Origin of the sequence: Paraburkholderia podalyriae (assembly GCF_014397785.1) — a bacterium.
Taxonomy (GTDB): domain Bacteria; phylum Pseudomonadota; class Gammaproteobacteria; order Burkholderiales; family Burkholderiaceae; genus Paraburkholderia; species Paraburkholderia podalyriae.
Genome location: NZ_VZQQ01000032.1, coordinates 33,395 through 55,369 on the forward strand (window position 1 = coordinate 33,395; position 21,975 = coordinate 55,369).

Below are 21,975 nucleotides of genomic sequence, written 5' to 3' on the forward strand. Positions count from 1 at the left end.
CCATGTCCAAAGTTCAGTCCTGGGGGCGCTATCCGTATGCGCTGCAAGATGCCCATCCGATCGCATGGCGTGATACGGCCGCGGCGGTATGGCGAAGTGTCGGCAGCGCGGAGCGCACGACCCTTGCCTTTGGCAATGGGCGCAGTTACGGCGACAGTTGCCTTGCGTCGTCAGGACACGTGGTCCACATGCTGCCGCTGGACCGGATGATTCTGGCTGACTGGCAAAACGGCGTATTGCGTGCCGAACCAGGCATGACGCTCGAGCAGATTCTTGACGTGGCGATTCCACGTGGATGGATGTTGCCCGTCACGCCGGGGACGAAGTACGCGACGTTGGGCGGCGCAATTGCCAACGACGTGCACGGCAAGAATCATCATGTACGCGGCACTTTTGGCCGACACGTGCGGCGTTTCTCCCTACTGCGAAGCGACGGTACGCAGTTCGAATGTACGCCGGAATCGCACCCGGAGTTCTTCGCCGCAACGATTGGCGGCCTTGGCATGACAGGGCTGATCACGTGGGCTGAAATCCAGTTGATACCGATCAAGTCGAGCATGCTCGACGTGACCAGCATCCGTTTTGCCAACCTCGACGAGTTCTTCGTGCTGTCCGAACGACTAGACGACCTGCATGAGTACAGCGTGGCCTGGGTGGACTGTCAGAGCCGCGATGCCGCGTTGGGCAGAGGCATCTTCATGGTCGGCGATCACGCTTCCGATGGGGGGCTCAAGGTCGGGCGCCGCAAGACGCGTACGGTGCCGTTCACGTCGCCGATCCCCGTTTTCAACCGGCTGACCCTGCGCGCCTTCAACGAGTTGTACTATAGGCGGCAACGCGCGGACGAGGTCCGTTCGACGGTCAGTTACGACTCGTACTTCTATCCGCTCGACAGCCTGCTCGAATGGAACCGTATCTACGGCCGCTCGGGCTTTCAGCAGTATCAATGCGTGATACCGGCGCCCGTTGCGCGTGATGCGACGCGGGCCATTCTCGACGCGATTGCCCGCAGCGGCACGGGATCGATCCTTGCCGTGCTGAAGCGCTGCGGCGACATCAAATCGCCGGGCTTGCTGTCTTTTCCGCTCGAAGGCACATCGCTCGCGCTTGACTTCCCGCAGCGCGAGGAATCGAATCGCAAGCTCTTCGACCGGCTGGATGCGATCGTGCGCGAGAGCGGCGGCCGTTTGTATCCCGCCAAGGACGCGCATATGTCGGGCGAAGATTTTCGCGCTGCCTATCCGCAGTGGGAGCAGGTCGAAGCGCTGCGTGATCCGGCCTTGCTGTCACGCTTTTGGGAACGAACCACTCGAGTATGAAAAACATCGTTATCGTTGGCGCCACTTCGGCGATCGCCATTGCCTGTGCACGGCAATGGGCAAAACAGGGCGCGCGGTTCTTTCTCGTCGCGCGCAACATGGAGCGCCTCCAGCAGGTTGCTGACGACCTCAAGGCACGTGGCGCGCAAGACGTGCTGTGCCAGCAATTGGACATCGATCAGCTTGGTGAACACGCCGCCATGATGCAGCGCTGCTCGGCCGAGTTCGGCGCGCTCGACATCGTGCTGGTGGCTCCCGGCACGCTGCCTGATCAGCAGGATTGCCAGAACGATGCCAACGTCGCAGTCCGAGAGTTCAACACCAATGCGGTCTCGATTATCGCGTTGCTGACGCGTTTTGCGAATGTGATCGAGCAGCAACGGCGCGGCACGATTGCGGTCATTTCGTCGGTGGCCGGCGATCGCGGTCGGCAGTCGAACTATCTGTACGGCAGCGCGAAAGCAGCGCTCTCCGCGTTTTGCGAGGGCCTACGGGCGCGCCTGTTCAAAGCGGGCGGGCACGTGGTGACGATCAAGCCTGGCTTTGTCGCTACGCCAATGACAGCGGGACTCCCTTTGCCGGGACCGCTTGTTGCCACGGCGGATAAGGTCGCAGGCGATATCGTGCGCGCGGTGGAAAAGGGCAGGGATGTCATTTATACCCCCTGGTTCTGGTGGGGCATCATGCTGATCATTCGCTCCATTCCTGGCCGCGTGTTCAAGCGGCTCTCGTTGTAATGCATTGCATGCATCGCGACCGGTCTGCCGTGCTCCACGGCAACCGTCGCCGCGCAGCGAGCGCATGGTGCGGCGAACGTTTGTCTGACCTTTCTGATTTGGTGTGCCTTTCGTGAACTCCTCGGCAACTTCCATGAGCGCGTCGCGCCTCGTGATTTTCTACGCGATATTCGCGGCGATTTCGATCGCCGCGAATATCGGTCTTCAGAAGCTCTCGCTGATGACCTATTCGGGAGCGTTCAGCGTGCCGCTGTCCGTGGTCGTCGGAACGGGTGGTGGGCTGGTGGTGAAGTTCGTACTCGACAAGCTCTGGATCTTCCGATACCGCCATCGCGATCTGTCGCACGGCATACAGAGTTTTCTGCTGTATACGGTGATGGGGCTCGCAACTACCGCGATTTTCTGGGGCTTCGAGTTCGGCGCGGACGCGATCTATCACTCCGAGCCTGCCCGCTTTACGGGCGGCGTGATTGGACTCGTGATTGGTTACATCGTCAAATATCGGCTCGACAAGAAGTTCGTTTTTGCCTGATTCGGGCAATGCGTCGATTTTTAGAAGTTGCGTCGCTGCTGGACGAGCGCAACCAGAACTTATTGGCCAATGAACATGCAACGATTGAGGCGGTACCTTGCGGAGAATGCGCTTCTATTGGTGATCACGATTGCCGTGAGTGGCTGTCTCGCATGGAAAACGCGCAACTATCAGCTCGATGATTCGCTGATCTACCTGCGATATCTGCGCAATCTGTTTGACGGAAATGGCCTGACCTACAATGCCGGCGATCGCTTCAACGGGCTGACGTCGCCGTTGTATTCCTACATGCTGATCGTCGCCAACGCTGTGTCGGGGAATCTGCAATATACGGCGATCTTCCTGTCGTTCGTCTTTCTGTGCGCGGCTGCAATCACGGGAGCGCATCTGCTGGCGAGCGGGAAATACGAACAGACGCTGTGCGCGCTGATCGTTGTTTCCTTCAATTATTTTTACTACACCTTCGGGATGGAGACTTCGCTGTTTCTGTTCCTTTCCGCGCTCGCGTTGCTGCTCTATCGCAGAGAGCAATTTTTCGGCCTTGGCGTTGTGCTGGGCCTGCTGTTCATTACGCGCAGTGAAGGTGTGTTCGTTGGCCTCGTCGTGGTCGTCGATTACTTTATCAGGAACAGAAAGCTGCCTCATGTTAAGTATTTGGTCGCGCCAGTCATTTTGCTCGCGGCCAATTTCATATTTAACTACTACTACTACGGCGCGTTTCTTCCGGCTACCGGTAATGCGAAGCTCGGCCAGGGCAAGTCAGGGTACTGGGGCGAAGGACTGATTTTTCTTCACGTACAGTACATGAAGAATGCTTTCTTCGGCGGCGATTTCCGGCTGCTCGCGTTCATGCTGCCGGTCGGTCTTGTCGGCGTGGTGTCGAGTCTCGGCAAAAGGATCGGGTGGCTCACCATGGTCTATCTGGTGCTGCTGGGTTCGTTTTATGTGTTTATGCAGATTCCAAATTACCACTGGTACTACGCGCCGTTATTTTTCTTCGGCTTGTTGTTCGTTGGTGTCGGCGCGTGGAAGCTGCTCAACTTCACGTATGAGCGGTCCCGGGAGAGTTCTGTTTTCCTTACGCTGTTCCTTGCGTTTTTTCTTGTCACGAGCGGATTCGTTTATCACAGTTTTCGTATTTCGAATGTGCAGCGCGGCCCGATTGACGCCTACAAGAATATCGGTGAATGGATAAAAGCCAACACGCCAGGTAATGCGGCAGTCGCCAGTGTCGAGATCGGGACCGTCGGCTGGTACTCCGACCGATACATCATCGACATTCTCGGTCTGACTAATCGCTATAACGCGGACTATATTGCCCGCAGAGATCTTTACTCGTGGCTCACGAAGTACAGCCCGGATTACATTCTCGTGCATCAGCCGCTCTGGAGTTTCGAGGCAAGCGCGAATTGTTTGCTTGCGAGCCAGGCCTATGCGCCCGTGGACGCATTCAATTTTGCTGGTTACCTCCTGCTACGGCGGAGTGACGCCGCGGGCACGCAGCAGCAGATTCAAACATGCGCAAAAGGGCCGCAGACCTGAAGCTCGCGCCGAACGGGGCGGTTCAGATTCCTGATCGTCCACCCGCCCATTAGGTCCTCTGGAATTCCCTTGTCGCGATTGTTACCTCGTTTCAGTGGCAACCGCAGCGGGGGCAACCGCAGCGGGGGCAGCGTGAGACTCGGGGGACCGCCGCAATGCCCGCCCCTCCCGCCACCCATATTGCAGGTAATGCTGACCCGCATCCACTCCGGCCGCCGCCACGTCCGTATTGACGGCGAGATATTCCTGTTCATTGAAATCCGGCGGCAATTTGATCGCTGTGACGGGGTCCAGCTCGCTACGCTGTCCGCATACGCGCTGCGGGCTCTTGCTGTCGTCCTGTCCCGAGCATAGCTCCCGGAGTTTGCGGTGCGTGCGCCAGAACGGCACGGCCGGCGTTACGTCGCTGGCGTGCCGCTCCATACGCCGCCAGCTCTCAGCAATGTATTGCGAATCGCGCGAGCGCCTCATCACGACGGAAAACTCAATATCGTTACGCATCGTGTCGCAGAAGTCTTCACAGGCGAAATCAATCAGCTCCATTTCGCAAAGATCGGCGATCAGTTTCGCAAACGAGCGCGGCGTGAACACCCAGCAGTGAACGTCGTGATACGTGCCGTTTTCGAATGCGTCGCGCGCAAGATGCAGCGCGCCTTGCCATGTGTGATGCCGCCTGACCGAGTGCGGGTCGATCCGCTTTTGCCACGCTTCCTGCGTCGACACCTCGGCGGCGGACAGGCAGTGATCGAGCAGCGAGTAGGGCTGCGGTACCCGCGCACGCGCGATATAGCTGGCCAGTACTTCGGGCAGCCGGCTTTCGCGACGGAAATAATCGAAGGTGTAGCGTCGGTCGGGAACGACGAGACGCACTTCGCCGGTCGGTTTGAGGACCGCGCCCAGTTCTCTGAGCCACGTCACCAGATCGGGAACATGCTCGACGACATGAGAGGCCACCACGTAGTCGACATAGCGACCCCTGATCGCTTCATGCAGCGTGTTGCGCCCCCACACCGCGTCGACATCGACGATCTCATTAACGTCGAGATGAGGATCGTCCTTGTACTTCTGACGCAGGTGAGGCGTGTCCGTATGGTCGACGTAGATGATTTCACCGGCGTCGCTGCGTCGCACGAGAGGCCAGCACAACGGGCCTATCTCGACGCCCACGCTTTCCTTGACGTTCAGTCCTTTCAGCAGACGGCAACGCCGCTTATCTCGAATTTCACCGATGCTGAGAGCATTGTCTTCCTTCGCCATGTTGCCTCCTCGTATTGGACGGCACAGCTTCCAGTTATGACCGATGTTCACCGCATTGCGCGAGACCGTTCACACCACTAGGTTCGCATCTGCACCTTGATGGAGTGTGAACTTTTATCACTGGCCAGACGGAAGGCCTCGTCAACGTCGTCGAGGCTCAGTTCGTGCGTGATCATTGCGCGCAACGTATCGCCCTTGCGCGCCAGCAGATCGATTGCGAGCGCGAAGTCGTGTTGACCGTCGATATAGCCGTAACAGTTCGGCAGATGAATCGTCAGTTCCTTGATGTGCGGCTTGATGATTTCAATGTTCTTGAAGCCGTGATCGAAAGCGCCGAGCACGCACACGTGACCGAGCGGGCGCACGAACTGACACGCGAAGTCGAATGTGTCGGCCGTGCCGCCGACGGCTTCGATCGCATAGTGCGCACCCAGTCCGCCGGTTGCCTGTTCGACGATGGCGAGCGCTTCGGCGCGATCGGCCGGCAGGATCGCGGTGGCGCCCATCGCCAGCGCGGCGCGCGCCTGAGCCGCGTGTCTTGCGACCACATAGACTTTATCGCTGCCGGCGTCCAGCGCCGCGGCGAGTGCCGCGAGGCCGATGGTGCCCGCGCCGATCACGACGCCGACCGAGCCTCGCGCAATCGGCATCTTGCGGCAGCCGTGGATGCCGACCGCCACCGGTTCGACGATGGCGCCGAGCTGATCGTCGACGGCATCGGGCAGCGGGAACACGCCCGCCTCTTTGCTGCGCACGTATTCGGCAAAGCCGCCGCCGAACGGAAACTCGCGCGCGCGGCAGTGAATCGGCGTGCCGAGCTTGCAGTACTCGCATTTGCCGCACGCGGTGCCCATCACCATGTCGAGCGTGACGCGCTGGCCGATACGCACGCTCGTCACGCCCTCGCCGATCTCGACCACGGTGCCGCTCAGTTCGTGGCCGTTCGGAAAGCTTTGATGGACGTCGACGTTCCGGTAGGCGTGCAGATCGCTGCCGCAGATGCCGACGCTCGCCACCTTGACGATCACGGTGCCGGGTAGCAGTTCAGGCACCGGGATGCGGCCGACCTTCATCGTGCGCAGGCCGTCTTGCAAGCCGGCTCGCATGGACGCGCCTTCGGTGCGATGCTCGAGCGCGTGCGTCGAAGTCATCGATGAATCTCCTCAAAACGTGAAACGCCTGCGTTGCGACGCCTAACGGGTCTTGCGAATCCAGAAGCTCGCACCGGGATTGCGCATGAACAGCGGCATCCGTGTGTTCATCAGCTCGGCGTGGAAGTGTCCCATGAAGGTATTCATCAGTACGACTTCGAAAGCGCTGTTGTACTGAAGGAAGGCACGCAGCAAATACGCTTCGTTCCATGCGCGGCCCTCGTAGATCCACTGCGGCGGGTATTCGAGCGGCAGGAACACGTCGTGAAAGTGCACATGCACGCCGGGCGCGAGGATCGGCAGTATCTCGAAGAGGATGCGGTTCACGTCGCTGCCGATCTTGCTCACGTGCGACGAGTCGACGAACAGGATGTCGTTCGCTTCGAGCTCCGTGAAGACAGACAGGTCGACGTCCTGCGCGAGCGACTTGACAATCTTCGAGGTGACCTTGTCCTTCTCGGTCAGCAACGACAGCAGGCGTTCGTTGTTCGGCTCGACGAAGGTGCACTGGATCTGGCCGTCAAAGAACAGGTCGTTGGTATCGAGCGAAACGGCGGACGAAAAACCCGAGCCGATCTCGACGATGCGGCGCGGCCGCAGGTGACGAATCATGCAGTACAGCGACGTCGCGTCGCCATACGAGAACATCACGTTTTCGAAGTAGAAGCGCAGGCCATCCTTCTTGTGCGGCTCGAACGGCATCTCGCCGTAGTACTGGTCCGCGAACTCGCCGACGAGGCGCACCTGCGCCTCTTCGTTGAACTCGATGCCGGGCAGCGTGCGCGAGACGTTGCCGAACAGGCGTGCTTCGTCCTGTTTGATGTCTTGGATCGACGGGATCGGCGAATAGTAGTGGCCAGGGGGCACGTCGCCGAGGTTCGAAAAGTGCGGAACGTTGACCTGAAGCGCGTCGCGATACTTGTCCCGTTCAGCGATCAGTTCTGCAACCTCGGGATGCTGCGCGGCAAGTGAATCGAGAAGCTCGGGCGATGCCGACATCTTGTTTCTCCGCTTGAAAGAATTTGCGAAAAGCCACGTCAGAAGGGCGAATCGATAACGCTATGCCGAATGGCTGGCGGCCCGGCATTTCCGGCCGGCCAATCTATCGTACCGCGAGTATTCTGCACGCCCAATATGCGCTGTTGTTTCAACATGAGCCAGCATTTACCGTTTCTTACAAATTATTCGTCGTAGCAATCGACACAGCCACGAGCGCAAAGGGTACGTGCCCTTCGCTTCGCGCGGAAGGGTGCGCGTGGGTCGCGATTGCGGGCGGAAAGGGCTGGACGGCGACTGTTTCCGTAAGCCACGTAAGCTGACGAAAGCGTGGAGAGGGTGCTTGCCGGGTCGCCCGGGGCGGTCGTTAGCGTTACGATTTGGCGTAAAATCAAGCCCCTGCCAATAGTGGTCCGCGCCTGTTTCGCGCGTGGCGCGAACGCGTGAATTCCGCACCGTCCAGCGGACGGCAGCAGCGCCCACGATACGGGACGATTCGGGACGGAGCCCGCAATATGCATTTTAAAATTCTCCTGACCACTCACAGTACCGCGTTCATGACGAGCGGTGGTGGTGAGTCGGAACTCGTGCAGGTCGCCGAACTTCTGAACGATTCGGACGTACAGGCCGACATTTACGGCATTCGCAGTCGGCCGCTACGCTTTTACGACGCGGTGATGCACTTCTCCGTTCATGCGGACGGCGAAGCGATCATTCGCGAAACGGTGAATCAAGGCAAGAAGCTGTTCCTGTGGCCGAACGTCTGGTGGTTGAGCGCGCCCGACGCGGCGGAAATCAGCCGCATCGAGGCGCTCGTGCAGCGTGCCGAGCGGCTGCTCTTCAAGTCGTCGACCGAGCTGGCGCACTTCAACACGTACATCACGGTCGATCCGGGCAAATGCGTGGTGGTGGGCTCCGGCATATCCGACCGGTTCCTGTTGCCGGCCGACAAGGATTTGCTCCCCACGGTCTGCGACGTGTCGGATTACGTGCTGTGCCTCGGCTTGATCGAGCCGATCAAGAATCAGCTCGAACTGATCCGCGCGCTGAACCAGCTCGACATGAACGGCCTGATGGTCGGCGGATTCAGGGACGAGGCGTATTACCGGCAGTGCGTTCGCGAAGCGCGTCGCGGCATTCATTTCCTGCCGTTCATCCAGCCGTGCAGCGCGCTATTGCGCTCCGCGCTCGCCAACGCGCTGGTGGTGGCGGAGCCGAGCTTCGATCCGCCCGGGCGCTCGTGCCTCGAAGGCGCGTTCGTGAAAAAGCCGCTCGTTATGGTTGATGGGGATTGGCAGCGCGAACACTTCGACGACAATGTCTGGTACCCGGCTTCCACCCGCGCGCCGGACATCGTTCCCGCCATTCAGGCCGCCCTGACCGACCCGGACAGGGATGAAAAGATTGAAAGTAACTACGAACGCGTCTATGCACGGCACTCGTCGAGCACGGTAGCAGCAGACCTAATCAGACACCTGATCGATGCCGGCCTCACAAATTACTAAAATTCCCCGACTGCTCGTCGTTCAGCGGCGCTCCATGACCGATGGGCGGATGAATTCGCGCACCATCGGCGCGCGCTTCGCGCCTTTGCTTTCGTACATGCAGCGCCATCAGCTGATCGAGTGGGAGCAGATCTCGGAGGCGGACGTCGGCGTCAGCCACCTGCATCGCTTCGACGTCGTGCTGTTCAACAAGCACGTGTCGAACCTGTCGCTGAAAATCATGCGGATGGCGAACGAACTCGGCCTCCATACGATTTACGATCTCGACGACTGGTTGCTCGATCTGCCGTCGTGGAGCGTGCTCGAAATGAACGAGGACGTGCTCTACAACGTGCTCGCGATGATTCGCGAAGCGAGCGCGGCCACCGCGTCGAACCCGCTGTTGCAGGAGCGCATGCGCAAGGTGCGTCGCTCGGACGACGTGCTGATCATCCCGAACGGTTTCGACGATCAGGCGTTCGACCTGTCGCCGGAACTGTGGACCGAAAAGCAGCCGCCGAAAATCATCTTCTCGAACCTCGACGGCATCAAGCTCGTGAGCTTCCGCAAGGCGTTTTTCGACACCTTGCGCAACTTCCTCGCGCGCCACGAAAACGTATCGATCGACTTCTGGGGCGATCCGTTTCCGGAACTCAATACGATTGCCCGCATCACGCATCGCGGCAGCCGCGGCAACCTCGAATACAAGAAGGCCATTCGCGACGAAGGCTACACGTTCGCGATCGTGCCGCTCGGCGCCGAAGAGGATCCCGAGACGCTGTTTTTCAACTCATGCAAGTCGCCGATCAAATACGCGGATTACGGCAGCCTCGGCATCCCGAGCATTTACTCCGATTGCCCGACCTACCGCGAGAACGTCAGACATCGTGAGACGGGATACATTGCGTCGAACACGGCTGAGAGCTGGGCACGAGCGCTGGAGGACATGCTGGGCGACCCGCGGCTTCGCCAGTCGATCCGCCGCAACGCTTATGCCGACGTGTTCGACCGTTTCAGCGTGCGACGCATCTCGTCGATGTTCCTGAAGGCCTTGCCCGACCCCAAGCCCCAAAGCAGCTAACACCTATGGATCTTCTTCTGATTCGCCACGGCCAATCGCACGCCAACGTGGCTGGCCTGTTGAACTCGACCGAGCAGGACGAGTTGACCGAACATGGCCTGCGGCAGGCCGCGAAGCTACGCACGCTGATGGAAAGCCACGGTTTCGTGCCCGACCGCGTTTTTTCCAGCCCGTGGCGGCGCGCGTTGCAGACCACAGAAGTGCTGTTCAAGGACAAGGCCGACTGGACCGTCGACGCCCGTCTCGGCGAAACCAATGCGGGGCGGTTCGCAACCTGGAAGGCCGAAGACTTTCGCGAGGCGTTTCCCGACTGGGGCAAACATCTATCGGACCGTTACGAGGGCGGCGAGTCGCATCTCGAGTTGGCCGCGCGTTCGGTGAACTGGCTGGAGGAGGAGGTGCTGCGGCACGCCGAGCAGTCCGGCCTGGTCGCCGCCGTATGCCACGCGGGACCGATCTCGGTGATCTCGCAATACCTGCTGAACGTGCCGTTGTCCCGCTTCCCCAACGTGCTGGTGCCGAACGCATCCGTCACGCTATTCCGGCGCAACCCGCATACCGGAAACTTTTATCTGCAGATCGCAGGGCTGTCATGAGTGCATCGATCAAGATTTTCGAGCCGCTTTACGCGCCCGGGCAGGTGCTGTCCGAACCGGTTTTTCACCCACTCGAGTTGCGCGACAACGCGCACGCCGCGTGGCGCGAGTTCTATATTCTCGTCGACATGTACCGCAAGGGCATGCATCGGCAGCAGCAGATCACCGGCCTTTTTTCGCCGAAATTCGCACTGAAGGCGCGCATCGACGGCAGCCGGTTTCTGGAGTTCGTGCAGGCCAATGCCGACGCCGGCGTCTGGATGATCAATCCTTTTCCGCAGCTCGCGTATTTCTCGTACACCGCGTGGATGCAGGGCGAGCATGCGCATCCGGGACTCGTCGAACGCAGCCAGCAACTGCTCGACGCCTGCGGCATTGCGTGGAATCTGCGTGAGGCGCCCCGGCAGTCGCCGCACACGCTGTGCTACTGCAATTTCTGGGTCGGTACCCAATCGTTCTGGGACAACTACGTCGGCAAGGTGCTCGAGCCGATTGCCACGTTCCTCGAAACGCGGAGCGACACTGAAGCTGCGCGCGGTGTGCTGGAGCCCACGATCCACTCGGACGACGCACCGTTCCTGCCATTCGTGGCCGAGCGTCTGTTCAGCACGTATCTGTCGCTGCATCCCGGGCTGAAGGTGGCCGCCTATCCGATCGAAGGCGACCAGGTGCTGGACTATTGCGTCAGTGACTTCGAAAAAGACATCGTGCGCTATATGCAAAAACCGATCGACGCGGCGGATCGCGCGCCGGTGTTTCCACCCGAGCAGATTGCGTTGATGGATTTGCTGTGCACGCTATCGCAGAAGTACGTGCGCGCGCATTTCTCGTTCACTCCGCACCCGCATACGGGCCAAACGATCGACTTCGACAGGACCGGTAAGTCGTTTGCGAACGAGTGAGGCGGCGCCGACTAGCTATCTCTTCTCGGAGGAAACGGTCTTGGCACCCGCGCGCGCATGCCTGGGCGCGCCCGCCATGCCGACACCGACGCCGATGAAGATGTTGCGCCACACCTCGTCGCTGGCACGTTGCAGCATGCCGTCGGCGTGTTTGACGAAGGCCGCGTCGATCGGACTGCGGCCGTGGGTCTGGCCGAGGCGCTGCGTGATCGCCGGTATCCAGGCGGCGAGTTCGGCATTGGCGTCGAACACGCAGTCCGGCGGACAAATCTCCTGAGCGGCCGTGCCGCCGCGCACGAATACCGGCTTGCCGTAATGCATCGCTTCGAGCACCGGCACGCAGAAGCCCTCGTGGCGGCTCATCGCGAGCAGCGCGTTGGTGGATTCGTAGCACTCGAACAGATCGGCGTCGTCGAGCATGCCCTTGAAGTCGACCTGCTCGAGCACGCCGAGGCGCCGCGCGTGATTGATCAGAAACTTCAGATAATCGTAGTTCGGCGTGCTGCCGACGATGCTTAGCGTCGCGCCGAAATCACGCTGTTTCAGCAGTGACAGAATTTCGATGCCGTCTTCGATGCGTTTATGCGGCACCACGCGGCCCACCATCAGCAGGTTCGGCTCATGGCGCTTGCGGCCCTTGCGCGGCCCTTCGCGCCGGAACACGTACATGTCGGGAAAGATCGGCGGCACGACCTTGATGGCGTCTGCGGCGACGATACCGGCGAGGCTCGCAGCCGTGCTGCGCGAATTCACGACGACGGCGTCGAAGCCCGTGAGCAGCGGCAGTTGCGCGAGTGCCTTGTCGCACAACTGCGCAGTGCGTGGTTCCAGCGCGCGCAGCAATTGCGGGTCGGTCACGCCGTGGAAGTAGCCGATCTTCCGGCAGTCGAGCGCGAGTATCCGCTCGAGGTACGGATCGTAGATCGAGTAACTCAGCAGGACCACATCGTCGCGAGTGACCTCGTCGAATAATGCGTCAAGCGGTCGCACTCCATTTGTTCCCTCCTCGAAACCGCTTGCATACAGCTCGGCCCTCATGCCGAGACGTTCAGCCATGCGTACGAAACCGATGCAGTGATTACCCACCGCATCGCCCGAGAAAATGTCCGGAGCACATACCCGCAGCGTCATGTTTTCTTCGCCTCCGCAATGTCGGTCAACCGTCGCGCATATGCGCGTGCGACTGCTTCAACTGAGTAGTCGCGCTCGATGCGCGCCTTCCCCGCCAGGGCGATGCGCTCACGCAGCGGCGCATCGTCGATCATGCGTTTGAGCTGTTCCGCCGCGATCGACACATCCGGATCGCACCAGTACTGACCTTCGGCGAACAGATAGTCGCCGGGGCGCAACGGCACGAGTTCGCCGTCCACGAGGAACGCGGTGTCGGGTTCGCAGAAGTCGACGTTGCCCGAGAAATTCGTGACCACGGCGGGCTGCCCCAACGCCATCGCCTCGGCGATCACGCGGCCGAAGCCTTCACTACGGTGCAGCGAGATGTAGGCATCGCAGCAGGCCATGAAGTCGGTCGAATCCTGGCGGCTCAGGCGCTCGGACACGATGTGGATGCGGCTATCGCCCGCGGTGAGGTCGAGCACGGCGCGCCACACCGGGTCGTCGTCGCGCACGTTCATCGCCTTGATGACGAGCCCGACGCCCGGCGAGCTGTTGCCGAACGCCTGCTTGAACGCCTGTACGCCGGCGAGCGGGTTCTTGCGGCTCAGCCACGAGTTGCCGTCGAACATCAGATAGAACAGGAACTCGTTGGTCGGCAGGCCAAAGCGCTCGCGCTTCGGCTCGACCGGCGCGGGCACCTCGACCGCCATCGGCATCCGATAGACCGGCGTATTGCCGAGGCGGCTGTAGACGCTCTGCACGAAGCGGCTCTGCGCCCAGATTTCGTCGACCATCTGATGCACGTTGCCGAACGCGTTCGGCCAGTGGGGCAGCTCCCACGGCCATGCGCCGATCTTGTGCGTGGGCGCGTCGATCAGCTTGCGGCCACCTTCCAGCGCGAGCCGCACCATTTCCGGCGCCGGCAGGCAGATCAGGCTGATGTTGTACTTGAGCTCGTCGCTGATCAGGTGGTCGACCGAGTGGTCGAGGCGCGCGGGCCCCGCCATCGGCGCGTTGAGCAACGTGACCGGCGTCGAGCCGAGTTGCAGCACGCGCGCGGCCATGCGCGCGTCTTCGCCGAGACCGAGCACGCCTTGCGGGAAGCCGATGATGTTGACGCCGAAGTCGTAGCCGACGCCTTCGACGCGCGCATGATAGCGGGCGGGCTCGCGTGCGTCGTCATCGGCTTCGTCGTCGGCGGTGTCGGCGCCATCGGCGCTTTCGGCCCAATGCACTTTCAGCGAGCCGACGAGCGGATATTCGGTCGACGCCCACTCGTTCCACCAGCGCACCAGCTGGTCGCGGCCTGCCTCGGTGTTCAGATCGTACGCTTCACGCAGATCCGGGCGGTCGCTCGCGATCATCGTCAGGAAGCGCGGCAGCAAGGTGTCGTCGGCCGGCTGCTCGTCGTCGATTCTCGCGAGCTCTTCGGCGAGATGAGTTGGCGACCACTTGATCGCGTAGTACTCGTCGTGCCCATGCTTGTCCCACCACGAGATGAAGCCGAGCCGCTCGCTGAAGCTGTTCAGATTGAACGATGCCTGCAGGTCGGGCCGCTCGTTCCAGATCAGCAGCAGAAAGCGCGGCAGCAGCGGCAGCGCGCCTTCCTCTCCGGCTTCCGCGGCGAACAGGCTGTCGGGCAACGGCGGGATGGCCCACTGAAGTGCCGGATACTGATGCTGCCCGTGTTCGATCCACCACGACAGGCACTTCAGGCGTCCGGTGAAGCTGTCGAGCGAGCAGAGTGCCTGCAGATCCTCGCGCTCGCCATGCAGCAGCCGCAGGAAGCGCGGCACCGGCAGCCAGTCGGCGTGCGTGCCCCATTCGGGCTCGAACATCAGTGCGGGCGTGGAGGGCGGCACCCACTTGATCGAGGGTTCTTCGGCGAGATGAGTCGGCGACCATTTGATCGCGTAGTACTCGGCGTGTCCGTGCTTCTCCCACCACGAAATGAAGCCGAGCCGCTCGCGGAAGCTGCTTAGATTGAACGACGCCCGGAGGTCGGCCCGCTCGTTCCAGATCAGCAACAAAAAGCGCGGCAGCAGCGGCAGCGCGTCTTGCGCACCGGCTTCCATGCTGAACAGGTTGTCGGGCATCGGCGGCACGCCCCAATGAAGCGCCGGATACTGGTGCTGACCGTGCTCGATCCACCACGACAGGCACTTCAGGCGCCCGGTGAAGCTGTCGAGCGAGCAGAGCTCCTGCAGGTCGCGGCGTTCGTCGTGCAGCAGCCGCAGGAAGCGCGGCACCGGCAGCCAGTCGGCGTGGGTGCCCCATTCGGGCTCGAACATCGGCGCGGGCGTGGTGGGCGGCACCCATTTGATCGAGCGGTACTGATGCTGGCCGTGTTCGATCCACCACGACAGGCAGCTGAGCCGCCCACGCAGGGACTGCAGCTCGAAGGTTGCCTGCAGGTCCGGCCGGTCTTTGTAGATCTCGCAAAGAAAGCGCGGCACGTAAGGGCCGCCGTCCGCGGGCGGCGCTTCGGGCTCGAGCATGAAGCCACCGATCGGCGGCTGCGACCACTTGATGCGCGGATACTCGCGCTGGCCGTGGTCTTCCCACCAGCTGAGCGCGTTGAGCCGCGACGTGAAGCTGCTCAGATTGAACGCGCTGCTCAGATCGGGCCGCTCGGTCGTGATCAGCGCGAGGAAGCGCGGAAACGGCATCGCGTTGGAACCGGCCGCGTCGATCGGTTCCAGCAGCCCGGGCCACGCAATCGGCGGGCGCCACGTCACGCGCGGACAGGTGACCTGGCCGTACTGATCCCACCAGTCGAGGCAGTTCAGATAGCCGGTCAGCGTGTTCAGGTTGAATGCCTGGGACAGATCGCCGCGATTGCGCACGATCATCGTCATCAGCTTCGGCAATTGCAGGCTGGCTTCCGCGAGCACGGTGACAGGTTCGTGCAGCGTTTCGCTCAGGTGCTTCGCATCGAGCACGCTCGGTTTGGTCGAGCCGAGCCAATACGTGACGGCGTCCGGGTGGCGCTCGATCAGCGTGTCGTTATCGAGCTGACGCAAATATTCGAGGTCTTCCTGACGCAGTACCCAGTCGAAGTCCGGATACGTTTCGCGCGCCGACATTTCCCACCAGAAATACAGCGTGACCCGGTCATCCAGCACTTTGGAATTGAAGCGCGCAAGATCGGCTCTGAACTTCATCAGAAAGTAGATCGCGCTCGGCAGGCAGAACAGTTCCCCCGGCGATGGATGGCGGTACTCCGCCAACCATCCGGTCTTGTTTTTTTTGGGTCCCAGATTAATCAAGATTTGCAATCCTTGAAGGCCAAGCAAAGGAAAAATCGTCGGCAGTCAGTGTCAGATTGGGCGAATAGCAGGGGTCGTTCATCAACAGATGCCCCCAGCGCTGTCTGACCAACTCAGATTCCTGGTTGAAGCGGCTGATTTTTTCCGGTGTGTCTTCGGCGCCGCGGGTTGCCGATTCGTGATGATAAAGCTCCGCGTAGGGCGTCCACACATTGCGGTAACCCGCTTGCCGCACACGCAGGCAAAAATCGATGTCGTTGTAAGCGACGTGTAACTGTTCGTCGAGGCCGCCGACTTCCTTGTAGATCGACTGGCGGATCAGCAGGCACGCGGCGGTCACCGCGCACATCACGTTGCGCAGGCGCGCACGCGCGAAGTAGCCCGGGTGCGAATTGGGGAAATGCTTGTGCGCATGGCTCGCGATACCGCCGACGCCGAGCACCACGCCGCCATGCTGGATCGTGTCGTCCGGATACAGCAGTTTCGCGCCGACCGCGCCGACGTTCGCCTGCAGCGCGACCGACACCATTTCCCCGAGCCAGTCGGCATTGATCACTTCGATGTCGTTGTTCATCAGGCAGACGAAGTCCGCCGTGCTCGCGAGCGCGACGCGGTTGTTCAACGCCGAGTAGTTGAACGGCGAATCGTCGCGCACGACCTTGATCCGCTCGTCCTGCTGCAAGCTCGCGAACAGCTCAAGCGTTTCCTGCCTGACCGAGCCGTTGTCGATGATCGTGATGCGGAAGTTCGGGTAGCCCGATTTCTGCCGCACCGATTCCACACATTGCTCGACGAGTCCGGCGGAATCGCGCGTCGGAATGATGATCTCCACCGACGGCAGCACCTCGGGCAGTTCGTACACGACCTTGTTGAACGCGTCCGTGCCGGGCGCGTGCTCGGTGTGGGCGGTGATGCCGTTGCGCGCGAGGTGTTCGTCGAGCGCGCGCATCGCCGCGATATGCGCGTACGGCTTGGCTTCATGGCCGGCCGCGGTGCTTTCGGGAATCATGCGCCAGTGGTACAGCGCGCGCGGCACGTGATACACCGTGTGATGACCCGCGCGATCGATCACGCGCAGCGCGAGGTCGTAATCCTGCGAGCCTTCGAAGCCGGTTCTGAAGCCGCCGACCTCCTTCATGACCGAAGTCTTGTACACGCCGAAATGCGAGATCATGTTCTGGCTCAGGAACAGATCGTAGTTGAAGTCGCATTTGAAGTACGGGTCCGAGCGGACCCCGTCGATCGAGATCTTGTCTTCGTCGCTGTAGATCACCGTCGCGTCCGGATGCGCGTTGATCAGTTCGGCGACGCAGTAGAGCGCGAGCGGATGCAATTCGTCGTCGTGGTCGAGCAGGCCGACGAATTCGCCGACGGCAAGCTCCAGCGCCGTGTTGCTGGAGTTGCTGATGTGGCCGTTGGTCGTGCGGTACGCGACCTTGATGCGCGGATCCTTCGCGGCGTAGCTGTCGAGCACCTGCTTGACCTCGGGGTTCGTCGAGCAGTCGTCGGCGATACAGAACTCCCAGTTTTCGTAGACCTGGTCGACGACCGAGTCGATCGCCATGCGCAGCCATCTCGCCGGCGTGTTGTAGGTCGGCATCACGATGCTGATCAGCGGCTGCAACGCCCACGCCTTCGAGCGCGCGCGCAGTTCCGGGTAATGCGACGCGGGCGGCTCGTGCCGCTCGATCCATTCCTGATACGTGTGACCCACGGTTGCCGGCGGCGCGGGCTGCGCGCCGCCGCCCCATGACGCCATCCGGCGCGCGCGTTCGAGCAGTTCCGTCGGGCACTCGGCGTCGGCCACCAGTTCGACGTTGAAGCCGTTGACCGAAAACAGTCCCGAGCGCGCGATCGGATCGAGGCGCAACGGACCGACGAGCGGGGGAAACGCGACGACCTGATCCACCTTGCCGTCGGCGTCGACCAGCAGACCGATCGTCGCGTGCTCCGACATGCCCGCGCCCGCATCGAAATAGATCATGCACGGCGAAGACGGCATGTCCGCTTTCGCGAGTTCGAACGAAATACGCGCGGCGCGACCCGACAGATCTTCCCATCCCGTCAGCTCGAACTGCGGATCGCTGTTCGTCGCGTGCCACGCGAAGCCGGAATTCGAGGACGCCTCGACGTTATTCAGGGGACGAAGTTCGAAGTTCTTCATGAGGTTCGTCACGGGTTTTGTCATTTCGTCAGCAGGGAATCGTAGAGGTCTTTCAAGGGCGACAGGACGGCCTGCCAGGTCAGATCTCGCGCCGGGGCCGCGGCAGCGCCGCGTGGTTGCGCGAGCGCCGCGCGAATCGATCCGGTGATGCTGTCGACGTCGAACGGATCCAGGTAGGCGACGTGCTGCGCGAAATATTCTTCGGTAGAGCCAACTTTTGTCACCGCGATGCGAGAGCCCGCGGCGTGCGCTTCGAGCGCGGCAAGCCCCGGCGTTTCCAGCGTGCTCGGCAGCACGAACGCTTCGCAGGCCGCGTAGGCGGAGCGCAGCAGCGGCGAATCGTGAGGCAGCGTGCCGGCGTAGACGACCTGCCCGCCGCCTTCGTCGAAGCACGCCTTCGCGTATTCGGGATCGCGCTGATGGCCGATCAGCACGAGCTTCAGTTCGGGGAACGACTTCATCGCCCGGATCAGCGCGAGCTGGTTCTTGCGCGGTTCGATGTTGCCGACGTTCAGGATGAAGTGTCCGTCGATGCCGGACTCACGCCGGAACAGCTCCGCCGCGACTGGCTCGTAAAAGCTCGGTTCGACGCCGTTCAACACGCTCGCGAACTTCTCACGCGGCAGATCGAAGATGCGCGCGAGCGTGTCGCACTCGATCTCGGAGTTCGCGACCACGCGGTCCGCGAGAGAAAACTGGTGATGAATCTCGCCGATCGGATACAGATGCCTGGTTTCCTCCGTCACCCACAGGCTCGACGACACGACGAGCGGCAAGCCGAGCTGCTTGATGAAGTTGCAAAAGTGCACCGAGCCGCCGACACACGAGAAGAAATGCACCACGTCGTGTTCAAGAAAACGCGGCTTCCACGGATCGAACAGCGTGACGTCGACGCCATGCGCGGGCAGATGCTTGTGATACGCAAGCAACTGGATTTCTCCGCCGCCGGGGGTATGGAAAGCCATCGGGTAGGTGGCGAACAACACTTTCATAGGTGGGACTCTAGGGTCTGTTTACATATGGAACACACGTGCGTTGCCGCGAGAAGGGCCGCTTGCAAGGACTGCGACGCCGCGAATACTCGACGTATTCGCAAGGAGCATGACGCAGCGAGCGGCCCTTCTCGCGGCAACCCCATTGCGTGGAATATTTCAGGGGAATGCCCACTATCGGCCTCATGGCGGCGTCGCGCGTCGCTCACGTGGCGAGGCCACGCGGCGCTCCTTACTCCTTGCCATGAGGCCGATAGTGGGCATTCGCACGTGCGTTCCATATGTAAACAGACCCTATCGCTCAAACAGTTCTTTTCTTCAGACCAGCATGCGTGGCCCGCCGCTCGCGCGCAACGCGCGGGCTCGGCGGCGAGACCGGCAGGTTTCGGGGCATTCACGTAGATGCTCGCCGCGCGCTTGCGCGGCCTTCAGGCGCCGGCTCGCCAGTGCGCGGGCCGGGGCCGGTTCGCGCGGCCAGCAAGCAGGCCTGAGTGTGCTGTTGTCGAGCACGTCGGATCGATACCACGAATTCCACATGCGCGAATATGTTTGAGTTGTTACGAAGTGTACGAACGACGCGCCAGCAGGCGCCGGTCCGTTTTATTATCACGGCCCGAATACAATACGTTCCAAGCCAGACTTCCTGAGAAAGCACCGCCGATGCCTGATTGTATCGTGTCTGATCCGCCTTTCCCGCCGTTGGCGGCCGCGTCGAATGCTGACGGCGACCGTCTGTTTGCGTGGGTCGCGCGGCAGGGCGTGGGCGCGATCGTGCGCCGCGAAGTGCGTGACGGAGCATCGCGATGAGTCTGCAAATTCTCGTCACTGGCGCCAACGGCTTCGTCGGCCAGGCGGTATCGCGCGCGTTGCTGCGGCGGGGCGATCGCGTGATCGGCGCGGTGCGCCGGCCGCAGACGGCCGCCGAGGGCGTGCGCGAATGGCTGCTCGATACCGAAGACTTCGCGGGCATCGACCAGCGCTGGCCGGTCACGCTCAGTTGCGATGCGGTGATCCATCTGGCGTCGCGCGTGCACGTGATGCGGGAGACCCTGACCGAGCCGCTCGCCGCCTATCGCGCGACCAATGTCGAGGGCAGCTTGCGCGTCGCGGCCGCGGCGCGGCGCGCGGGCGTGAGGCGCTTCGTGTTCGTCAGCAGCATCAAGGCGATGGGCGAGGCGAGCACCGGCCAGCCGATCGCCGAAACGGATCGGCCCGCGCCGTCCGATGCTTATGGCATCTCGAAGCTGGAGGCCGAGCGCGCGCTGTTCGACTACGGCCGCTCGGCGGGTCTCGAAGTCGTCGTCGTGCGGCCGCCGCTGGTCTACGGGCCGGGTGTGCGCGCGAACTTCCTGCAACTGATGAACGCGGTCGCAAAGGGCATTCCGTTGCCGCTCGGTGCGGTCAATGCGCGCCGCAGCCTGGTGTTCGTCGACAACCTCGCGGACGCGCTCGTGCATTGCGCGACCGATCCGCGGGCGGCCGGCGAGACTTTCCACGTGACCGACGGCCGCGACCTCAGCGTGCCGGAACTCGCGCGGCTGCTCGCCACACAGCTGCACGTGCCCGCGCGGCTGGTGCCGGTGCCGGCCAGCGTGCTGCGTGTCGCGGGTCGCCTGACCGGCCGCTCGGCGCAGATCGACCGGCTGGTCGGCGAGTTGCGCGTCGACAGTTCGCATATTCGCGAATGTCTGAACTGGGATCCGCCGCATACGGTCGAGCATGGGCTGCTCGAAACCGCGACGTGGTATCGCTCCACGCATTGACCACCTGTTGAACCCGGCTTGACTCCGACCTGAACCGCTTACCCTATCGATGCCGCTCGCTGCACATTCCGCCTCTTCCGTCGTCTCTCTATTGCCGTGGGGCGCCACCGCGCTCGCCGCCTGCGCGGCGATCCTGTGGACGCTGCTGCGCACCGGCCTCGCGTGGCGGCTCGCCACCGACGTCCCCAACGACCGCTCGCTGCACACGCGCCCGACCCCGCGCGTCGGCGGCTGGGGCATCGTGCCGGTCGCGGTGCTGCTGATCGCGCTCGCGGCGCCGTCGCTGTGGGTGCCCGCGCTTGCCGCGGCGCTGCTCGCGGCGCTGTCGCAGATCGACGATCGACGCGGCCTGCCCGCGCGCGTGCGCTTCGGCGCTCACGCGGCGGCGGTGGCGGCGCTGATCGCCGTCTATCCGGCCGACGTGCCGTGGTGGGCGCTCGCGTGCATGGCGGTTCTACTCGTGTGGCTCGTCAATCTTTACAACTTCATGGACGGCTCGGACGGCCTCGCGGGCGGCATGGCGTTGTTCGGCTTCGGCGGCTATGCGGTGGCCGCGTCGCTGTCGTCGCATGCGGACCCGGCGCTCGCGACGGCGAGCCTGATCGTCGCGGGCGCGGCGGGGGGCTTTCTGCTGTTCAACTTTCATCCGGCGCGCGTCTTTCTCGGTGACGCCGGCTCGATCCCGCTCGGCTTTCTGGCTGGCGCGCTCGGCTATTGGGGCTGGCGCGACGGCGCGTGGCCGGTGTGGTTTCCTGCGCTGTGCTTCGCGCCGTTCATCGGCGATGCGTCGGTCACGCTTGTTAAGCGTCTGTTGCGCGGTGAAAAATTTTGGCAGGCGCATCGTGAACACTACTATCAAAGACTGGTGCAGTCGGGTTGGGGGCACGCGTCGACCGCGTGGATTTGGTATTTGTTCATGGCGGTGGGCATAATGCTTGCTGTTTGGGCGCTGCAATTCGCTCTTCTGTATCAATGGCTGGTTGTCGTCGCATGGGCTGCCGTGCTGGTCATCGCGGGGCTGTGCATCGATCGCCGCTGGCGGCGCCATGTGTCCCGTTCCGGGCCAATCTGAGGTTC

General features: G+C 62.1%; 18 protein-coding genes. 11 read left to right on the top strand and 7 right to left on the bottom strand.

Going from position 1 to position 21,975, the window contains the following annotated elements; translation table 11 throughout:
- Positions 1-2 precede the first annotated feature (2 nt).
- The 4 genes from F6X42_RS28265 to F6X42_RS28280 all read left to right on the top strand — a co-directional run bounded on the left by F6X42_RS28265 (position 3) and on the right by F6X42_RS28280 (position 4,130).
- Positions 3-1,319 (top strand): FAD-binding oxidoreductase, encoded by a 1,317-nt coding sequence (locus F6X42_RS28265; protein ID WP_187637348.1) that lies wholly within the window; start codon positions 3-5, stop codon positions 1,317-1,319.
- Complete coding sequence (locus F6X42_RS28270; protein WP_187637349.1) at positions 1,316-2,056, top strand: SDR family oxidoreductase; 741 nt, start codon at positions 1,316-1,318, stop codon at positions 2,054-2,056. The genes F6X42_RS28265 and F6X42_RS28270 overlap by 4 nt, the downstream gene beginning before the upstream one ends.
- A gap of 133 nt (positions 2,057-2,189) precedes the next feature.
- A complete protein-coding gene (locus F6X42_RS28275) occupies positions 2,190-2,588 on the top strand; it encodes a GtrA family protein (protein WP_187637350.1) in 399 nt (132 codons plus the stop codon).
- Positions 2,589-2,615: 27 nt separating this feature from the next.
- The gene (locus F6X42_RS28280) at positions 2,616-4,130 is read left to right on the top strand and encodes a DUF8728 domain-containing protein (protein ID WP_246530255.1); all 1,515 of its coding nucleotides are present in this window, start codon (positions 2,616-2,618) and stop codon (positions 4,128-4,130) included.
- An 81-nt stretch (positions 4,131-4,211) separates the two neighbouring features.
- Here F6X42_RS28280 and F6X42_RS28285 read toward each other — a convergent pair whose 3' ends face one another.
- The 3 genes from F6X42_RS28285 to F6X42_RS28295 form a co-directional block, all read right to left on the bottom strand.
- Positions 4,212-5,387 carry a methyltransferase domain-containing protein gene (locus F6X42_RS28285; protein WP_187637351.1) on the bottom strand — a complete coding sequence of 392 codons (1,176 nt, stop codon included), beginning with the start codon at positions 5,385-5,387 and terminating at the stop codon, positions 4,212-4,214.
- 77 nt (positions 5,388-5,464) lie between these two features.
- On the bottom strand, positions 5,465-6,538 hold the full coding sequence (locus F6X42_RS28290) for a zinc-dependent alcohol dehydrogenase (protein WP_187637352.1): 1,074 nt from the start codon (positions 6,536-6,538) through the stop codon (positions 5,465-5,467).
- Between the two features lie 42 nt (positions 6,539-6,580).
- On the bottom strand, positions 6,581-7,537 hold the full coding sequence (locus F6X42_RS28295) for a class I SAM-dependent methyltransferase (RefSeq protein ID WP_187637353.1): 957 nt from the start codon (positions 7,535-7,537) through the stop codon (positions 6,581-6,583).
- A 512-nt stretch (positions 7,538-8,049) separates the two neighbouring features.
- Between F6X42_RS28295 and F6X42_RS28300 the strand changes: the two genes are divergently transcribed.
- The 4 genes from F6X42_RS28300 to F6X42_RS28315 are packed head-to-tail and all read left to right on the top strand — an operon-like array spanning position 8,050 to position 11,597.
- Positions 8,050-9,039 (top strand): glycosyltransferase family protein, encoded by a 990-nt coding sequence (locus F6X42_RS28300; RefSeq protein WP_187637354.1) that lies wholly within the window; start codon positions 8,050-8,052, stop codon positions 9,037-9,039.
- Between the two features lie 49 nt (positions 9,040-9,088).
- Positions 9,089-10,099 (top strand): glycosyltransferase, encoded by a 1,011-nt coding sequence (locus F6X42_RS28305; RefSeq protein ID WP_246530256.1) that lies wholly within the window; start codon positions 9,089-9,091, stop codon positions 10,097-10,099.
- Positions 10,100-10,104: 5 nt separating this feature from the next.
- On the top strand, positions 10,105-10,695 hold the full coding sequence (locus F6X42_RS28310) for a histidine phosphatase family protein (protein ID WP_187637356.1): 591 nt from the start codon (positions 10,105-10,107) through the stop codon (positions 10,693-10,695).
- Positions 10,692-11,597, top strand: a complete 906-nt coding sequence (locus tag F6X42_RS28315; protein ID WP_187637357.1) for a hypothetical protein — start codon at positions 10,692-10,694, stop codon at positions 11,595-11,597. The genes F6X42_RS28310 and F6X42_RS28315 overlap by 4 nt, the downstream gene beginning before the upstream one ends.
- A gap of 15 nt (positions 11,598-11,612) precedes the next feature.
- Here F6X42_RS28315 and F6X42_RS28320 read toward each other — a convergent pair whose 3' ends face one another.
- Genes F6X42_RS28320 through F6X42_RS28335 form a run of 4 tightly spaced genes read right to left on the bottom strand, consistent with a single transcriptional unit; the run spans position 11,613 to position 19,135 of the window.
- Entirely contained in the window at positions 11,613-12,728 is a 1,116-nt protein-coding gene (locus F6X42_RS28320; protein WP_187637358.1) for a glycosyltransferase family 4 protein, read from the bottom strand.
- Complete coding sequence (locus tag F6X42_RS28325; protein WP_187637359.1) at positions 12,725-15,979, bottom strand: glycosyltransferase family 4 protein; 3,255 nt, start codon at positions 15,977-15,979, stop codon at positions 12,725-12,727. Before F6X42_RS28325 ends, F6X42_RS28320 begins: the two co-directional genes overlap by 4 nt.
- Positions 15,972-18,167, bottom strand: coding sequence for a glycosyltransferase family 2 protein (locus F6X42_RS28330; RefSeq protein ID WP_187637360.1), 2,196 nt, complete (start codon positions 18,165-18,167; stop codon positions 15,972-15,974). Before F6X42_RS28330 ends, F6X42_RS28325 begins: the two co-directional genes overlap by 8 nt.
- A complete protein-coding gene (locus tag F6X42_RS28335; RefSeq protein ID WP_187637361.1) occupies positions 18,164-19,135 on the bottom strand; it encodes a glycosyltransferase in 972 nt (323 codons plus the stop codon). The genes F6X42_RS28330 and F6X42_RS28335 overlap by 4 nt, the downstream gene beginning before the upstream one ends.
- A 675-nt stretch (positions 19,136-19,810) precedes the next feature.
- Here F6X42_RS28335 and F6X42_RS45340 point away from each other — a divergent pair.
- From F6X42_RS45340 to F6X42_RS28345, 3 genes are read left to right on the top strand one after another with little or no spacing between them, the layout of a single operon-like run.
- Positions 19,811-19,942, top strand: a complete 132-nt coding sequence (locus tag F6X42_RS45340; protein ID WP_281394052.1) for a hypothetical protein — start codon at positions 19,811-19,813, stop codon at positions 19,940-19,942.
- Positions 19,939-20,898: a UDP-glucose 4-epimerase family protein gene (locus tag F6X42_RS28340; RefSeq protein WP_187637362.1), complete on the top strand. Its 960-nt coding sequence runs from the start codon at positions 19,939-19,941 to the stop codon at positions 20,896-20,898. Before F6X42_RS45340 ends, F6X42_RS28340 begins: the two co-directional genes overlap by 4 nt.
- Positions 20,899-20,947: 49 nt before the next feature.
- Positions 20,948-21,970, top strand: coding sequence for an MraY family glycosyltransferase (locus tag F6X42_RS28345; protein WP_187637363.1), 1,023 nt, complete (start codon positions 20,948-20,950; stop codon positions 21,968-21,970).
- The last annotated feature ends 5 nt before the right edge of the window (positions 21,971-21,975 follow it).